This window comes from Sphingomonas floccifaciens (assembly GCF_042681125.1).
GTDB classification, from domain to species: domain Bacteria; phylum Pseudomonadota; class Alphaproteobacteria; order Sphingomonadales; family Sphingomonadaceae; genus Sphingomonas; species Sphingomonas floccifaciens.
The window spans coordinates 208146-224617 of sequence record NZ_JBHUFC010000006.1; the positions used below are offsets into that span (position 1 = coordinate 208146).

General features: G+C 67.6%; 14 protein-coding genes. 9 read left to right on the forward strand and 5 right to left on the reverse strand.

Annotated elements, in window-relative coordinates; genetic code table 11:
- Nucleotides 1–54 precede the first annotated feature (54 nt).
- The 3 genes from mobA to ACFSC3_RS14545 are packed head-to-tail and all read right to left on the reverse strand — an operon-like array spanning nucleotide 55 to nucleotide 3904.
- The gene (gene mobA / locus ACFSC3_RS14535) at nucleotides 55–573 is read right to left on the reverse strand and encodes a molybdenum cofactor guanylyltransferase (RefSeq protein WP_380941149.1); all 519 of its coding nucleotides are present in this window, start codon (nucleotides 571–573) and stop codon (nucleotides 55–57) included.
- Nucleotides 570–1328: a formate dehydrogenase accessory sulfurtransferase FdhD gene (gene fdhD, locus ACFSC3_RS14540; protein ID WP_380941150.1), complete on the reverse strand. Its 759-nt coding sequence runs from the start codon at nucleotides 1326–1328 to the stop codon at nucleotides 570–572. Before fdhD ends, mobA begins: the two co-directional genes overlap by 4 nt.
- Nucleotides 1325–3904, reverse strand: coding sequence for a GAF domain-containing protein (locus tag ACFSC3_RS14545; protein ID WP_380941151.1), 2580 nt, complete (start codon nucleotides 3902–3904; stop codon nucleotides 1325–1327). Before ACFSC3_RS14545 ends, fdhD begins: the two co-directional genes overlap by 4 nt.
- A gap of 135 nt (nucleotides 3905–4039) precedes the next feature.
- On the opposite strand from ACFSC3_RS14545, the gene ACFSC3_RS14550 reads away from it, so the two are divergent.
- Together ACFSC3_RS14550 and ACFSC3_RS14555 are read left to right on the forward strand one after the other, a co-directional pair.
- Nucleotides 4040–5197 carry an isovaleryl-CoA dehydrogenase gene (locus ACFSC3_RS14550; RefSeq protein ID WP_380941152.1) on the forward strand — a complete coding sequence of 386 codons (1158 nt, stop codon included), beginning with the start codon at nucleotides 4040–4042 and terminating at the stop codon, nucleotides 5195–5197.
- A 13-nt stretch (nucleotides 5198–5210) separates the two neighbouring features.
- Nucleotides 5211–5912 carry an HAD family hydrolase gene (locus ACFSC3_RS14555; RefSeq protein WP_380941153.1) on the forward strand — a complete coding sequence of 234 codons (702 nt, stop codon included), beginning with the start codon at nucleotides 5211–5213 and terminating at the stop codon, nucleotides 5910–5912.
- 154 nt (nucleotides 5913–6066) lie between these two features.
- Here ACFSC3_RS14555 and ACFSC3_RS14560 read toward each other — a convergent pair whose 3' ends face one another.
- Nucleotides 6067–8112, reverse strand: a complete 2046-nt coding sequence (locus tag ACFSC3_RS14560; protein ID WP_380941154.1) for a M13 family metallopeptidase — start codon at nucleotides 8110–8112, stop codon at nucleotides 6067–6069.
- 98 nt (nucleotides 8113–8210) lie between these two features.
- On the opposite strand from ACFSC3_RS14560, the gene ACFSC3_RS14565 reads away from it, so the two are divergent.
- The 7 genes from ACFSC3_RS14565 to ACFSC3_RS14595 all read left to right on the forward strand — a co-directional run bounded on the left by ACFSC3_RS14565 (nucleotide 8211) and on the right by ACFSC3_RS14595 (nucleotide 15038).
- The gene (locus ACFSC3_RS14565; protein WP_380941155.1) at nucleotides 8211–9812 is read left to right on the forward strand and encodes a carboxyl transferase domain-containing protein; all 1602 of its coding nucleotides are present in this window, start codon (nucleotides 8211–8213) and stop codon (nucleotides 9810–9812) included.
- A gap of 65 nt (nucleotides 9813–9877) precedes the next feature.
- The gene (locus ACFSC3_RS14570) at nucleotides 9878–10312 is read left to right on the forward strand and encodes an endonuclease domain-containing protein (RefSeq protein ID WP_380941156.1); all 435 of its coding nucleotides are present in this window, start codon (nucleotides 9878–9880) and stop codon (nucleotides 10310–10312) included.
- Between the two features lie 9 nt (nucleotides 10313–10321).
- A complete protein-coding gene (locus ACFSC3_RS14575; protein ID WP_380941157.1) occupies nucleotides 10322–10795 on the forward strand; it encodes a nuclear transport factor 2 family protein in 474 nt (157 codons plus the stop codon).
- Nucleotides 10796–10910: 115 nt separating this feature from the next.
- Complete coding sequence (locus ACFSC3_RS14580) at nucleotides 10911–12752, forward strand: acetyl/propionyl/methylcrotonyl-CoA carboxylase subunit alpha (protein ID WP_380941158.1); 1842 nt, start codon at nucleotides 10911–10913, stop codon at nucleotides 12750–12752.
- A gap of 129 nt (nucleotides 12753–12881) precedes the next feature.
- Nucleotides 12882–13349, forward strand: a complete 468-nt coding sequence (locus ACFSC3_RS14585; protein ID WP_380941159.1) for a GNAT family N-acetyltransferase — start codon at nucleotides 12882–12884, stop codon at nucleotides 13347–13349.
- Nucleotides 13349–13798, forward strand: a complete 450-nt coding sequence (locus tag ACFSC3_RS14590; RefSeq protein ID WP_380941160.1) for a MaoC family dehydratase — start codon at nucleotides 13349–13351, stop codon at nucleotides 13796–13798. The genes ACFSC3_RS14585 and ACFSC3_RS14590 overlap by 1 nt, the downstream gene beginning before the upstream one ends.
- Nucleotides 13791–15038, forward strand: a complete 1248-nt coding sequence (locus ACFSC3_RS14595) for a flavin monoamine oxidase family protein (RefSeq protein ID WP_380941161.1) — start codon at nucleotides 13791–13793, stop codon at nucleotides 15036–15038. Before ACFSC3_RS14590 ends, ACFSC3_RS14595 begins: the two co-directional genes overlap by 8 nt.
- Here ACFSC3_RS14595 and ACFSC3_RS14600 read toward each other — a convergent pair.
- The gene (locus ACFSC3_RS14600) at nucleotides 15002–16435 is read right to left on the reverse strand and encodes a flavin-containing monooxygenase (protein ID WP_380941162.1); all 1434 of its coding nucleotides are present in this window, start codon (nucleotides 16433–16435) and stop codon (nucleotides 15002–15004) included. The genes ACFSC3_RS14595 and ACFSC3_RS14600 overlap by 37 nt on opposite strands.
- Nucleotides 16436–16472 lie beyond the last annotated feature (37 nt).

The window sequence follows — 16472 nt, forward strand, 5'->3', positions numbered from 1 at the left end:
GACCAGAGCGATCGCACCGATGCAACACCCCGCCTTCGCGGGAACGACGCAGACTTATGGGGCGAGAAACGCCGTCAGATCCTCCGGCCGGTTGATGTTCGCCAGCCTCAGCGCCGGCGCCGGCCGCGCCCCACACGCCCGCGCCCACGCGTGCAGCGACCGGTCGTAGCTTTCAGCCAGGAACGCGTCGATCCGATCCGCCAGCCCGGCCGGCCACAGCCCGATTACCGGGCAATCCACCGCATAGACCGGCCCCGCGCCCAACCGCGCCAGCAGGTCGCCCGGCACGTCCGGCACATCGCACGGCACCGTCAGCACCTGCGCGAACCCCTGATCCGCCGCCACCCGCAGCGCTGCCGACAGCCCGCCCAACGGGCCGAGATTCGCCGCCGGCCGATCAGGAACCGAACGAAAGCCCTCCATGACCCGCCCGCACAGAATGACGTCGCCGCACTGTCCCGCCAGAGCCGCAGCGATCCGGTCGATCATCCGCACGCCATCGAGCTCGACCAGCGCCTTGTCGCTGCCGAACCGCCGCGCCTGCCCGCCGGCCAGGATCGCACCCAGGATCACGGCGCGAGTATCGCGTCGGCGCGCGCCAGCACCCGCAGCGGCAGCCCGGCCTCGGCCGCACGGGCGACCGCCAGCGCAGTCGGGGCGGAGATGGTCGCCAGCATCGGACATCCCGACAGCACCGCTTTCTCGACCAGTTCGTAGGAACAGCGCGAGGTCAGCAACGCAAAGCCGCCGTCCCACTCCCGTCCGTGCAGCCGCATCGCACCGATCAGCTTGTCGAACGCATTATGCCGTCCGACATCCTCGCGCGCCAGCCGGATCGCCCCGTCTGCCGCGCACAATGCTGCCGCATGGACCGCTCCGGTTTCGGCGTTGAGCGGCTGGAAAGCCCGCAAATCGCCCAGCGCTCGGAACACCGCGGTATCCTCAGCGGCCGATACCGCCGTGACCCGCGGCAATGTCCGCATCGCCTGTTCGAGATTTTCCACGCCGCACAGCCCGCAGGATGACTCCGACGTCCGGTGCCGCACCCGCGCCGCCACCGCCGCCGCGCCCGCGGCATCGAGCGTCAGCCGGACGATCCAGCCACCCAGCGCCCCGGCCTCATGCGCGTCGACCTCGACCGGCGCATCCGCGGTCAGCAGGCGTTCGGAGATCGCAAAACCGATCGCCAGTTCGTCCAGATCGGCCGGCGTCGCCATCAGCACGGCATAGCCGATACCGTTCACCTCGATCGCGATCGGCACTTCATCGGCCAGTGTCCGCTCGACAGGCGAGCGGGTGCCGTCCGCAGCGACCCGCGTCAGCCTCATGCGCTGAGCAGCGCCGATACCCGCGACGTCAGCGTATCGAGTGCGAACGGCTTGGTGACGAGCGTCATATTGCCCGGCAGCTGCTCCGATCCCAGGACCGCCTGCTCGGCATAGCCGGTCACGAACACCACCTTCAGCGCCGGCCGCTGCCGCAGCGCCGCCTCGGCCACCTGCCGCCCGTTCATCCCGCCGGTCAGCCCGACATCGGTCAGCACCAGGTCGATCGCATCCTCCCCGTCGAGCAGCCGCAACGCCGAAGCGCCATCGGATGCCGTCAGCACGCGGTGGCCCTGATCGGTCATCGCTTCCGCCATCAATGTCCGCACCGACGCCTCGTCATCGACGACCAGGATCGTATGGGCCGATGTCGGCACCGGCCGCTCGCGCTCGCTGGAGATGTCCGCGACCGGCGTGGCGGTCGTGCGGGGCAGGTACAGCGACACACAGGTCCCCTTTCCCGCTTCGCTGTCGATCCACACCTGTCCGCCCGATTGGCGGACGAAGCCATAGACCATCGATAGCCCGAGGCCGGTTCCCACCCCCAGCGGCTTCGTCGTGTAGAACGGGTCGAAGGCGCGCCGGCGGACTTCTTCCGACATGCCGATACCGGTATCGCTGACGCTGATCGCCAGATAATCGCCGACCTGCATATGCCGTGCGCTTGCGGTCGCCGCGTCGATCGTCCGGTTGCGGCATTCGATGCGGATCGCACCGCCATCGGGCATCGCGTCCCGGGCATTGATACACAGGTTGAGCAGCGCGTTTTCGAGCTGGTTCGGATCGACCAGGATCGGCCATCCGCCCTCAAGCAATTGCAGCTCGATCGGATGCCCCGGCCCGACCGTGCGCGTCAGCAGGTCGGACAGCCCCTCGATCAGCCGGTTGCCGTCGGTCGGCTTCGGATCGAGCGTCTGGCGACGGGAGAAGGCCAGCAAGCGATGCGTCAGCGCCGCGGCCCGCGTCACGCTCTCGCTCGCAATCCCCAGATACCGGTCCAGCGCGTCGGTCCGCCCCTGCGCAATCCGCAGACCCATCATCTCCACCGCGCCCGACACGCCGGTGAGCAGATTGTTCAGGTCGTGCGCCAGCCCGCCGGTCAACTGGCCGACCGCTTCCATCTTGGCCGACTGGCGCAGGTTTTCCTCCGCGATCATCAGGTCCCGGGTCCGCGCCTCCACCTCCGCCTCCAGCGAGGCGTTGAGCTGTGCCAATGCGGTTTCGGTCCGGCGCCGCTCGACCGCGTTGCGGGTGCGATCGGCGACCTCCTTGATGAAAGCGATCTCCGCCTCGCTCCAGTCACGGGCCATATTATCGTTGACGACCAGTAGCGCCACGAACCGGCCGTCCTCCAGGATCGGCAGGTTGACGAGGGCATGGACATCCAACGCCTTGATCGCATCGGCGTGATCGGCGGTGCGCGGATCGCGTGCGACATCGGCGATCTCGACGACGTCGCCCTGCTTCAGATCGTCGATGAAGCTGCCATAATCGCGGAAATGCAGCAGCGGCGGCAGCGGCGCGGCACCCTTCGAACACCAGTGCGGCCCCATGTCGATGGTCTCGGCGACCGGGTCGATCTGGCCATAGCCGGCGCGCGCCACCTCCAGCGTCTGCCCGAGGATTTCGGATGCCGCCTGCGCCAGATCCGCCGCATCGCCCGGCTCGCGTAGCCGGTCGTTCAGTTCGATCAGCGCCGACAGCCGCATCTCCTGCCGCCGCCGTGCGTCGATGTCGAAGATGGCGCCCGGAAAATAGCGTGGCCGACCATCCGGCCTCCGGATCACCCGCCCCTGCGCCAGCACCCAGATATAGCGCCCGTCGGCCAGCCGCATGCGATATTCGCAGGAATAGGGCGCCCGCGCAGCGACCGTATCCTCGATCGCCCGTCGCATCGCTGCGCGGTCGTCGGGATGGATATAATCGACCGCCCGATCGCCGGTAAGGCCCAGTGCCGCCTCGCCGACGTCGATCCCCAGCATCCGCGCCAGCCGCGCGTCCAGCGTCAGCCGCCCGCTTTCCAGGTCCCAGCCCCAGCTGCCGACACTGAACGGCATCGCCGCGTCGCTGTCGGCTATCCCCGCGGCGTTACGCTCGATCTCGATCGCCGCCTGGCGCGCCAGAGCCTCCAGCGCGATCACCTGCGCCGGCAGGAGTTCGTCGAGCCGCGGCTTGGTATCGATCGCACAGACGCTGCCGACCGCGACACCGTCGTTGGTGACGATCGGGAACCCCGCATAATAGCGCAGATGCGCATCGCCGGTGACCAGCGACATGTCGCGGGTGCGCGGATCGTTCGACAGGTCGTGAATGACGAACAGCCGCGATTGGCGGATCGCCAGCGCACAGACCGACGTATCGATCGGCGTCTCGCTCAACTCGACCCCGTCGCGCGCCTTGAACCATTGCCGGTCGCGATCGATCAGGCTGATCAGCGCGATCGGCACGTCCAGCAATGCCTTCACCGCCGCGACGATCGCATCGAACCGTGGCTCGGGCGCGGTGTCGAGGATACCGGTCCGCTGCAGCGCGCTCAGGCGCGACAACTCGTCCGACGCCGCGGGTACGGCAACGGTCATCCGGTCAGGTCCGTGTGGTTCGTCACTCGTCTCGAAAACCATGCTTGATGAGGATCAATCATGCTGTGGGCTTGCCGCGCGAACGATCCTACCGCAAGCGAGTTGCAACGATATCAGGATTTCAGGAGAGTTTGGATGGACGCGACGCTCGATTTCGGGCTCGGCGAAAACGCGGACATGATCCGCGACGCGACCCAGCGCTTCGCCAGCGACCGCATCGCCCCGATCGCGGCGGAGGTCGACGAGAGCAACCGCTTCCCCAAGGAACTCTGGCCCGAAATGGGGGAGCTCGGCCTGCACGGCATTACGGTCGAGGAAGAATTCGGCGGCCTGGGTCTCGGCTATCTCGAACATTGCGTGGCAATGGAGGAGGTCAGCCGCGCGTCCGCCTCGGTGGGCCTCAGCTATGGCGCCCACTCCAACCTGTGCATCAATCAGATCCGCCGCTGGGGCAATGCGGAGCAGAAGGCGCGCTTCCTGCCCAAGCTCATCTCCGGCGAACATGTCGGCAGCCTCGCCATGTCGGAAGCCGGGTCGGGCAGCGACGTCGTCTCGATGAAGCTGAAGGCGGAGGCGAGGGGCAACGACCGCTATGTCCTGAACGGCACCAAGTTCTGGATCACCAACGCGCCGACCGCCTCCACCCTGGTCGTCTATGCCAAGACCGATCCGGCGGCGGGGCCGAAGGGCATCACCGCCTTCCTGATCGAACGCGACATGCCCGGCTTCTCGGTCAGCAAGAAGCTCGACAAGATGGGCATGCGTGGCTCCGACACGGCGGAGCTGGTGTTCGAGGATTGCGAGGTTCCGGTCGAGAACGTCATGGGCAAGGTCGGCGAAGGCGCGAAGGTACTGATGTCGGGCCTCGACTATGAGCGCGCGGTGCTGGCAGCCGGTCCCATCGGCATCATGCAGGCCTGTCTCGACGTCGTCCTGCCCTATGTCCGCGATCGCAAGCAGTTCGGGACGCCGATCGGGCAGTTCCAGCTGATGCAGGCGAAGATCGCCGACATGTACGTCGCGCTCAATTCGGCCCGCGCCTATGTCTACGCCGTCGCCCGCGCCTGTGATGCGGGCAAGACCACGCGGTTCGACGCCGCCGGTGCGATCCTGCTCGCCAGCGAGAATGCGGTGAAGACTTCGCTCGAGGCGATCCAGGCGTTGGGCGGCGCGGGCTACACCAAGGAATGGCCGGTCGAGCGCTTCCTGCGCGACGCCAAGCTGTACGACATCGGCGCGGGGACCAACGAAATTCGCCGCTACCTGATTGGCCGGGAACTGATCGGGGCGTAAAGACGCGCCCGCTATGCCGATCCGCCTCATCTGCCTCGATGCCGACGACACTTTGTGGCACAATATGCGCCACTTCAACGCGACCGAGGACGCGCTCCTCGACCTGATCGCGCCGTTCGCCGACCGTGCGATCACGCACGAACGGCTGACGGCGTGCGAGGCGCGAAACCTGAAGCTCTATGGCTATGGCGCCAAGGGCTTCACCCTGTCGATGATCGAGACCGCGGTCGAACTGGTCGGCGATCCCCTGTCCGCCGGGCTCATCGCCGACATTCTCGCCGCCGGCCGGGCGCTGCTGTCACATCCGGTCGAGCTGTTCGACGGCATCGCGGACACGCTCGATGCGCTGGCCGAGCGCGGTCGGGTCGTGCTGGTGACCAAGGGCGACCTGCTGCACCAGGAGGCGAAACTTGCCGCCTCGGGCCTGGGCGACCGGTTCCACGGCATCGAGATCGTCAGCGACAAGACCGCCGACACCTTCCGCCGCCTGTTCGCGCGCGAAGGCGTGGATGCGGCGGAAGCGGTGATGGCCGGAGACTCGCTACGATCCGACATCCACCCCGCGCTCGATGCCGGGGCCTGGGCGGCCTATGTCCCGCAGCCCGGCGCATGGAGCCACGAGAGCGCCACCGTGCCGTCCGACCACCCGCGGTTCCGCCAGCTCGACCGGCTGGGCGACCTGCCCGCGTGGATCGACACGCTCTACGCGCGCTGACGGGGACCCGCGCCAAACCAAAACCGACCGGTGTTCTCGCGCAGGCGGGAACCCAGGGCCAAGCACTACAACGGACTGTGTAGTTTGTGGCCCTGGGCTCCCGCCTTCGCGGGAGCACTGACGGGTCTTTCTTCTAACCGGGAGCGCAGCAGGCTTACCAGACGCGTACGCGCTTGTCCGGCGGCAGGTAGAGCGCATCACCCGGCTTCACGCCGAACGCGTCGTACCACGAGTCCAGGTTGCGCACGGTCTGCGCACGATACTGCCCCGGCGCATGGCCGTCGGTCGCGATCCGTGCGCGCAGCGTCGCGTCGCGCATCTTGGTCGCCCAGGTCTGGGCAAAGGCGAGGAAGAAGCGCTGATCACCGGTCATCCCGTCGATCACCGGCGCGGGCTTGCCGCCCAGCGAGGCATGGTACGCGTCATAAGCCGCCTGTAGCCCCGCGACGTCGGCAATGTTCTCGCCCAACGTGAGCTTACCGTTAACCGCCAGGTCCGGGAAAGGACGATAGGCGTCGTACTGATCCGCCAGCGCCTTGCCCGCGGCATTGAACCGCTGGAGGTCGGCCGGCGTCCACCAGTTGCGGAGCGTACCCGACGCATCGAACGCCGCACCGTTGTTGTCGAAGCTGTGGCTGATCTCGTGGCCAATCACCGCGCCGATCGCGCCGTAATTATACGCCGGGTCAGCCGCAGGATCGAAGAACGGCGGTTGCAAGATCGCGGCCGGGAAGTTCAGCGCGTTCTGCACCGGCAGATTGACCGCATTGATCGTCTGCGGCGTCATCCACCATTCGTTGCGATCGAGCGGCTTGCCGATCTTCGCCAACTGATGCCGATATTCCGCCCGCTCGCCGTTAACCGCGTTCGCATAGGCGTCGGTGGGGCTGACGGTGTAGCCGGCATAGCTGCGCCATGTCTCGGGATAGCCCACACCGACGACGATCCCGCGAACCTTCTTCAGCGCCTCCGCCTTGGTCGCCGGGGCCATCCAGTCGAGGTTCTGCACGCGATTGGCGAAGGCGGTCTTGATATTCTCGACCATCGCCTGGACTTCGGCCTTGGCGCTGGCGGGGAAATATTGCGCGGCATAGAGCTGCCCGACGTCGTCGCCGAGTTCACGGTTCAGCGCGGCCAGCGCCCGCTTGGCACGCGTCTGCTGCTGCGGCGTACCGCTCAGCGTTGTGCCGTAGAAGGCGAAATGGGCGGCATCGATCGCACTCGGCAACACGTCCGAATGGCTGTTGATCTGGTGGAACGCCAGCCAGTCCTTCCACGCCTCCAGCGGCTCGGATGCCACCAGCGCCGACAGGTTGGTGATCGCGCGGGCGTGATAGGCGCCGAACATGGTCTGCCGCGCCAGATCCGCGCCGGTCAGGAACGCCGCCCAGTCGATCCCCGGCGCCTTCGCCGACAGGTCCGCGCGCGACCAGACCGTCGCCGATTTGGTGAAGTCCTCGCTCTCCTCGCGCGTTACATGCGCCTTGGCGATCTTCATCTCCAGATCGAAGATGCGCTGCGCCTTCGCATCCGCATCCGCAATGCCCGCGGTCTTCAGCAGCTTGGCGATATAGGCGCGATATTGTGTCCGAATCTCCGCCATCTTCGGGTCGGCCGACAGATAATATTCGCGCTCCGGCAACCCCAGCCCGCCTTGCAGGATATAGGGGATGACCTTGCCGGGCGTTGCCAGGCCCTGCGTGACGAAGATGCCGAACAGATTCTCGGTCTGGAAATTCGTCGCGTTGAGCGGATCGACGTCGGCGCGAATCGTCGTGCCGATTACGCGCGACAGCCCGGCCTTGTCGCGGATCGCAGCGAACCGCGCCAGGTCGGCGGCGACCGGCTTCATGCCCGCCGCATCGATCGCGCGGGTGTTCGTATAGGCCTTGTAGTAATTCGCGATCCGCGCCTCGGGCGTGCCGGGCTTCGGCGTCCCACGGACGATCTGGTCGACCATGCCGGTCGTCCGTTGCTCGGTCGTCGCGAAGGCTTCGTAGAATGACCCGGTGCTCGACCGGTCAGCCGGAATCTGCGTCGCCTTCTGCCAGCCACCGTTGGCGTAGAGGTAGAAATCGTCGCCCGGCTTGACGGCCGGGTCCATCGACGATCGCTCGACGCCGGCCTGGGGCGCAGACTGGGGGCCGGTGGCGGCGGTGGTGGTGAGCAGGGCGAGGATGAGCAGGGAACGACGCAGCATCAGGCGACTCCGTGGACAGTTGCGCGCACGCTAGGCGCGTCGTGGTCCGTCCGCCAGACCCGCTTCCCATCGTTGCAACGGACGGCTACCCACAGCCCATGAGTGCACCGGTCCTCGACACAAAAGCCTCGCCCGACAGCGAAATCTTCCGCACCAATGCCGCGCACAACCGCGCGCTGGTCGACCGCCTGCGCGCCGATGTGGCCGCCGCCGCCCGCGGTGGCAGCGATGCGTCGCGCGACCGCCACACCGCGCGCGGCAAGCTGTTGCCCCGCGACCGCGTCGAACGCCTGCTCGACCCCGGCTCGCCCTTCCTGGAGGTCGGTCAGCTCGCGGCCAACGGCCTGTACGGCGACGAGGTGCCGGGCGCGGGCATCATCGCCGGGATCGGCCGCGTCTCCGGCCGACAGGTCATAATCGCCTGCAACGACGCGACGGTGAAAGGCGGCACCTATTACCCGCTGACCGTCAAGAAGCACCTGCGCGCCCAGGAAATCGCGCTCGAGAACAACCTGCCCTGCGTCTATCTGGTCGACAGCGGCGGCGCCAACCTGCCGCACCAGGCGGAAGTCTTCCCCGACCGCGAGCATTTCGGGCGCATATTCTTCAACCAGGCGCAGATGAGCGCGAAGGGCATCCCCCAGATCGCCTGCGTCATGGGCAGCTGCACCGCGGGCGGCGCCTATGTCCCCGCCATGTCGGATGAGACGGTGATCGTCCGCAACCAGGGCACCATCTTCCTCGCCGGCCCGCCGCTGGTGAAGGCGGCGACCGGCGAAGTCATCTCGTCGGAAGAACTGGGCGGCGCCGACACGCACGGTCGCAAGTCCGGCGTGGTCGATCACGTCGCGGAAAACGACGACCACGCGCTGACGATCGTCCGCGACATCGTTTCGACCCTGGCGCCCCAGACCGGCGCCGGCGTCAACCTGCGCGACCCGCGGGCGCCGAAATATGCGCCGGAAGAACTCTACGGCATCATCCCCCAGGACGTTCGCGCGCCCTACGACGTGCACGAAATCATCGCCCGCATCGTCGACGGGTCCGAATTCCACGAGTTCAAGGCGCTCTACGGCAGTTCGCTGGTCTGCGGCTTCGCCCACATCTGGGGCATGCCCGTCGCGATCCTCGCCAACAACGGCGTGCTGTTCTCGGAGAGTGCACAGAAGGGCGCCCATTTCATCGAACTCGCCTGCCAGCGGAAAATCCCGCTGCTGTTTCTCCAGAACATCTCGGGCTTCATGGTCGGCGGCAAGTACGAGGCGGAGGGCATCGCCAAGCATGGCGCCAAGCTGGTGACCGCCGTCGCCACCGCCAGCGTACCGAAGGTCACCGTCCTCATCGGCGGCAGCTTCGGCGCCGGCAATTACGGTATGTGCGGCCGGGCCTATAGCCCGCGGTTCCTGTTCACATGGCCGAACAGCCGCATCTCGGTGATGGGCGGCGAACAGGCGGCGAGCGTACTGGCGACGGTCCACCGCGATGCGGAGAGCTGGGACGCCGATCAGGCCGAAGCCTTCAAGGCCCCAATCCGCCAGAAGTACGAGGACGAAGGCAATCCCTGGTACGCCACGGCCCGCCTGTGGGACGATGGCATCATCGACCCGGCGCAGACGCGAGATGTGCTGGGCCTGGCGTTCGCGGCAACGTTGAATGCACCGATTCCGGAGCGGCCAAGCTTCGGCGTGTTCCGGATGTAAAAATTCCTCCCCGAGCTCGTCTCGGGGAGGGGGACCATGCGCAGCATGGTGGAGGGGCAATCGAGATGCTCAAGGATGAAGCACCGAAACCGCGAAAAGGCGGGGTCGCCAAAGCCCGCCGCCTCCGCCGTGAATTGACGCTGCCCGAAATCCTCCTCTGGCAGGCCCTCCGCCGCCGCCCAGCCGGCCTGAAGTTCCGCAAGCAGCACCCCAGCGGCCCGTTCACCGTCGACTTCTACTGCATCGACGCGAAGCTGGTCGTCGAAGTCGATGGCGAAGCCCATTCGCGCGGCAACCGCCCGCAGTATGACGAAGCGCGCGATGTTTGGCTTGCAGGCTTCGGCCTTCAGACTTTGCGCGTTCCAGCAACTGATGTTCTGAAAGACACGGACGCCGTCGTTCGCGGGATCGTGTCCGCCGCACGCGACCGCTTGCCCCTCCACCACCCGGCTGCGCCGGGCGGTCCCCCTCCCCGAGACAAGCTCGGGGAGGAATGGTAAGGAACCGCCATGCTTCTCCTCGCCCTCGCCCTCCAGGTCACGCCGGTCCAGCCCCTCCCCAAGGCCGTCCCCCTGCCCCCGCCCGACGCCGACACCGCCGCCGTCCTCGCCCCCATCGACCGCCTGTTCGCCGCGGTCACCGCGAAGGACCGCGCCGCCATCCTCGCCCAGGTCCGCACCGACGGCCGCAACAGCGCGATCGTCGCGATGCCGGACGGCTCCAGCGAAGTTCGCACGCGCAGCTGGGCCGATTTCGCCGGTGGGCTGACCGACGGGCCCAGCCTGCTCCAGGAACGGCTGGTCAATCCGGTCGTCGACATCGACGGCAACCTCGCGATGGTCTGGTCCAGCTACATCTTCCGCGCCGACGGCCGCGTCACCCACTGCGGTACCGACCAGTTCACGATGGTCCGCGATGCTGCGGGCTGGAAGGTGCAGCATCTGACCTACACCCAGCGCCAGACCGACTGCCCGGCGGGCTGATTCCATTTTCCTACACGCCGGCGACGCGCTAGTCGTCGGCCATGCAAAGCTCACACGAAGTTTCCAAAAATTTTCGCGCCATACGGGCAATGATCGTGAAGTTTGGAGCCGGGCGATGATCGGCTCGCTGCTGATCGCCAACCGCGGCGAGATCGCCTGCCGCATCATCCGCACCGCCCGCGCCATGGGGGTGCGGACCGTCGCGGTCTATTCGGACGCGGACGCCGATGCGCTTCACGTCCGCCAGGCGGATGAGGCGGTCCATATCGGCCCCTCCCCGGCACGCGAAAGCTATCTGGTCGGCGACAAGATCATCGCCGCGGCGAAGCAGACCGGCGCGGAGGCGATCCACCCCGGCTATGGCTTCCTGAGCGAAAACGCCGACTTCGCGCAGGCCGTCCTCGACGCCGGCCTGATCTGGGTCGGCCCCAAGCCCGACAGCATCCGCGCGATGGGCCTGAAGGATGCCGCCAAGGCGCGTATGATCGCGGCCGGCGTGCCGGTGACACCGGGCTATCTGGGCGACGACCAGAGCCCGGCACGGTTGCAGGCGGAAGCCGACGCGATCGGCTATCCGGTGCTGATCAAGGCGGTCGCCGGTGGCGGCGGCAAGGGTATGCGCCGGGTCGAAAACGCGGCCGAGTTCGCCGACATGCTCGCCAGCTGCCAGCGCGAAGCCGCCTCGTCCTTCGGCGACGACCGCGTGCTTTTAGAGAAATACATCCTCTCCCCGCGCCATATCGAGGTGCAAGTCTTCGGCGACTCGTATGGAAATGTCGTCCACCTGTTCGAACGCGACTGCTCGCTCCAGCGCCGCCACCAGAAGGTGATCGAGGAAGCTCCGGCGCCGGGCATGAGCGACGAGACGCGCGCCGCCGTCTGCCAGGCCGCGGTCAACGCCGCGCGCGCGGTCGACTATGTCGGCGCCGGCACGATCGAATTCATCGCCGACGCGTCCGAAGGCCTGCGCGCCGATCGCATCTGGTTCATGGAAATGAACACGCGCCTGCAGGTCGAACATCCGGTGACCGAGGAGATCACCGGCGTGGACCTGGTCGAATGGCAGCTGCGCGTGGCGAGCGGGGAGCCGATCCCCAAGCGGCAGGACGAGCTCGCCATCGACGGCTGGGCGATCGAGGCGCGGCTGTATGCCGAGGATCCGGCCAAGGGCTTCCTGCCGAGCGTCGGGCGACTGGAGGCGTTCGACCTGGGCGACGCCGCTCGGATCGAAACGGGTGTCGAGGAAGGCGCCGACGTGTCGCCCTTCTACGACCCGATGATCGCCAAGGTCATCACCTGGGGCGAGACGCGCGACGACGCGCGCGAGCAGTTGATCGACGCGCTCGACACCGCGGTCGTCTGGCCGATCCGCTCGAACGCCGGCTTTCTGGTCAAGGCGCTGGAGCATCCCGCCTTCGTCGCCGCCGATCTCGACACCGGCCTGATCGCCCGCGACGGCGACGCGCTGACGCCCGACGCGCTGCCGAGCGAAGACGCCCTGGCCGAAGCGGCCGGCCGCATCGTCGGCGACGCTGCCCTGTCGGGCTTCCGGCTGAACGCGGCCCCGAACCGCACCGTCCGCCTGCTGGTCGACGGTGAGGCGGTCGAGATCGAAGCAAGGGAGCCCGGCGAAGAGATCGAGGACGACGGCCTGCTGCTGACCGAAGCCGGCCAGACCTGGTCGGTCACGCCGTTCCGTGCGGGCGGTGTCGCTGCCGGTGGCGCGGCGGACGGCGCGATCCTGTCGCCCATGCCCGGCCGCATCACGGCGGTCGAGGTGGCAGCGGGCCAATCGGTCGCCAAGGGGCAGAAGCTCGTCACGTTGGAAGCCATGAAGATGGAACATGGCCTGGTCGCGCCGTTCGACGGAATGGTCGCGGAGTTGGATGCCGAAGCGGGCCAGCAGGTTGCGGAGGGCCGGATGCTGGTGCGGATCGAACGGGCGGAGGCGGCGTGAACCTTACCCCCGCCCCAAACCCGTTCGTGCTGAGCCTGTCGAAGCACCGTTCTGCGATACGCACGCGGATCGCTCGCGGCTCGAAGAACGGTGCTTCGACAAGCTCAGCACGAATGGGAGTGTAGGATCGTGACCCTCGCCATCCGCCCCGCCACCCTCGCCGACGTCCCCGCGATCGTCGCGCTGATGGCCGACGACTTCAACGGCGCCACCCGCGAAGACCCGTCGCTCCCGATCGACCCCGCCTACGAGACTGCCTTCCACCAGATCGCCGCCGACCCTAACCAGACATTGGTCGTCGCCGAACAGAACGGCCGCATCGTCGGTACGCTCCAAGTCACGCTGATCCCCGGCCTCAGCTTCAAGGGCGCGCTCCGCGGACAGATCGAAGCCGTCCGCGTAGCCTCCGACCTGCGCGGCCAAGGGCTCGGCAAGCAACTGATCGACTGGGCGGTCGAGCATTGCCGCGCCGCGGGCTGCCGCTTCGTCCAACTGACGTCGCAGCTGAACCGACCCGACGCGCATCGCTTCTACGAACGGCTCGGCTGGGAGCAGAGCCATCTGGGCTTCAAACTGCATTTCGAAGGACAGCATTGATGGCCGGACGCCACTTCGACGAATGGCAGGTCGGCGACCGCATCGTCCACGACCTGCGCCGCACGGTGACCGAGACGGACAATCTGCTGTTCTCGACCATGACGCACAATCCACAGCCGCTGCACCTGGATGCGGAGGCGGCAAAGGCGTCGGAGTTCGGCCGCATCCTCGTCAACGGCACCTTCACCTTCGCGCTGATGGTCGGCGTCTCGGTCGGCGACACGACGTTGGGAACGCTCGTCGCGAACCTGGGCTATGACAAGGTCGTGATGCCGAACCCGGTGTTCATCGGCGACACGCTGCGTGGCGAAACCGAAGTCGTCGAGCTGCGTCCGTCCAAGTCGCGCCCCGGCCAGGGCATCGTCACCTTCCGCCACCGCATGCTCAACCAGCGCGACGAGGTGGTGTGCGAGTGCCTGCGGAGCGCGTTGCTGACGTCGCGTGGCTGAGTACGACGTCGTCATCGTCGGCGCGGGCGCGGCAGGGGTCGGCGCCGCGCGGCGTTTGGCCGGGAGCGGGCTGTCGGTCGCGATCGTCGAGGCGAGCGCCCGCGTCGGTGGTCGCGCTTGGACGCTCGGCGTGGCGGGCATGTTGATCGACCTGGGTTGCGGCTGGCTCCATTCGGCCGAGCGCAATCCGTGGGTCGGCATCGCGGAGAGCGCGGGCTTCGCAATCGACCGCAGCCCGACCAGCTGGGGCGAGCAGTATCGCGACCTGGGCTTCTCCGAAGCCGACCAGAAGGCGGCGGGCGAGGCCTATGACGCCTTCGACCGCGCCCTGCGCGACAGCCCGCAGCCGAGCGACCGCGCAGCCGACGCCCTGCCCGCCGAAGGGCCGTGGAACGGCTTTATCGAGGCGCTGTCGGGCTACATCAACGGCGCGGGGCTCGGCACGCTCTCGGTCGAGGACTATCTCGCCTATGACGACGCTGCGAGCGAGGTGAACTGGCGGGTGCCGGACGGCTACGGCACGCTCGTCTCCGCAAGCCTGCCGCCCGTCCCGCTCCACCTATCGACGCCGGTCGAACGGATCGGGGAAGACGGCACGGCGCTGCGGCTGGTCACACCTCGCGGCGATATCCGCGCGCGGTCGGTGATCGTGACCGTTGCGACCAACGTGCTGGCGAAGGGCGGCCTCCGCCTGCCCCCGGCGCTCGATGACCGCGCCCATGCCGCTGCCTGCCTGCCGCTGGGGCTCGCCGATAAGCTGTTCCTCGCCTTCGACGACGCCGACGTGCCTCCCGACAGCCACCTGCTCGGCAACCCGAAGAGCGCCTGCACCGGCAGCTATTACCTCCGCCCGTTCGGCCGGCCGGTAGTCGAAGTCTTCCTCGGCGGCGCTGGCGCGATCGCGCTGGAGGACGTCGGTCTTGATGGCGCCGCGGCCTTCGCGATCGACGAACTCGCTGCACTCCTTGGCAACGGCGTACGCAGCAAGCTGCGCCTCATCGCCGGCTCTGCCTGGGCAAGGACCGATGGCTTCGGCGGCTCGTACAGTCACGCCCTGCCCGGCCACCGCGGCTCCCGTGCGACGCTGGCGACACCGTGGCAGGACCGGCTGTTCTTCGCGGGCGAGGCCTGCTCGCCGACCGACTTCTCGACCGCGCACGGCGCGCTCGCCACCGGCATCGCGGCGGCCGACGCGGTGCTGGCTCAGCGGAACTCCATCTCGTCGTCGACGGGTCCGTAACGCAGCGTGCGGACGTCCTTCAGGTAATTCTGGTCGAGCTTCCACGGCGCGCGCGTGCCCTGCTGCGGCAGGATGTCCTTGGCGCGCTGAACATAGCCCGAGGTGAAGTCGAGGAACGCCTCCCGCTCGACCGGCGCCCCGACCCGCGGGGTTGCCTGGCGGACGCCGGTCGCCCGCATGTGCTTGAGCAGGCGGCAGACATAGGCGCTCGTCAGGTCGGCCTTCAGCGTCCACGAGGCGTTGGTATAGCCGAACGCGATGGCGAGGTTGGGGATGTCCGAGAACATCATGCCCTTGTACGTCAGCGCCTTCGCCGGGTCAGCGACCTGCCCGTCGACGCTCAGCGTGATGCCGCCGAGCATCTTGAGCTTGAGCCCCGTCGCGGTGACGACGATGTCGGCCGGCAGCGTGTCGCCCGACGCCAGGCGGATGCCGTCCAGGGTGAACGTCTCGATCGTATCGGTAACGACGCTCGCCCGTCCCGCCTTGATCGCATCGAAAAGATCGCCGTCCGGCACCAGGCAGAGCCGCTGGTCCCACGGGTCATAGCGCGGGGTGAAATGTCGATCGACATCGATGCCCTCGCCCAGACGATCGCGCACCCAGCCGATCAGCCGGGTCTTCGCGGCATCCGGATGCTTGCGCATCTGGCGATAGAAGAACTGGCCGAGCAACACATTCTTCCACCGCGTCAGCCGGTAGGCGGTCCGCTCCGGCAATACCCGACGCAGTGCGTTGGCGACGCCGTCCTTGCCCGGCCGCGCGACGATGTAGGTGGGGGAGCGCTGGAGCATCGTCACATGCGCGGCGGTCTTGGCGAGCTCCGGCACCAGCGTCACCGCGGTCGCGCCGCTGCCGATCACGACGACGCGCTTGTCCGTGCAATCGAGGTCGTCGGGCCAGAATTGCGGATGGACGATCCGCCCGCCGAACCGCTCGCCCCCCGGAAAGACGGGCGCGTGCCCTTCCTCATAATCATAGTATCCGGCGCAGACGTAGAGGAAGTTGGCCCGGAACAGCGCCCGTTCGCCATCGCGATCGACGGTCAGCGTCCACGCCGCCTCCGCACTCGACCATTCGGCCGCGACGACGCGATGGCGATAGCGGATGCGCCCGACGATGCACTTCTCCGCCGCCGTCTCGCGCAGATAGTCGAGAATCGACCCGCCATCCGCGATCGCCTCCGCCTGCCGCCACGGTTTGAAGCGGAAGCCCAGCGTGTGCATGTCCGAATCCGACCGGATGCCGGGATAGCGGAACAAGTCCCACGTCCCGCCCAGATCGTCGCGCGCCTCCAGGATGAGATGGGTCAGGTCAGGACACTCGGTCGCCAGGTGCCAGCTCGCGCCGATGCCGGACAGGCCGGCACCGATCACGATCACGTCGAACTGCTCCACCGCGCCCTCCATCATTACTGACAAAGGTGTAAGCGCA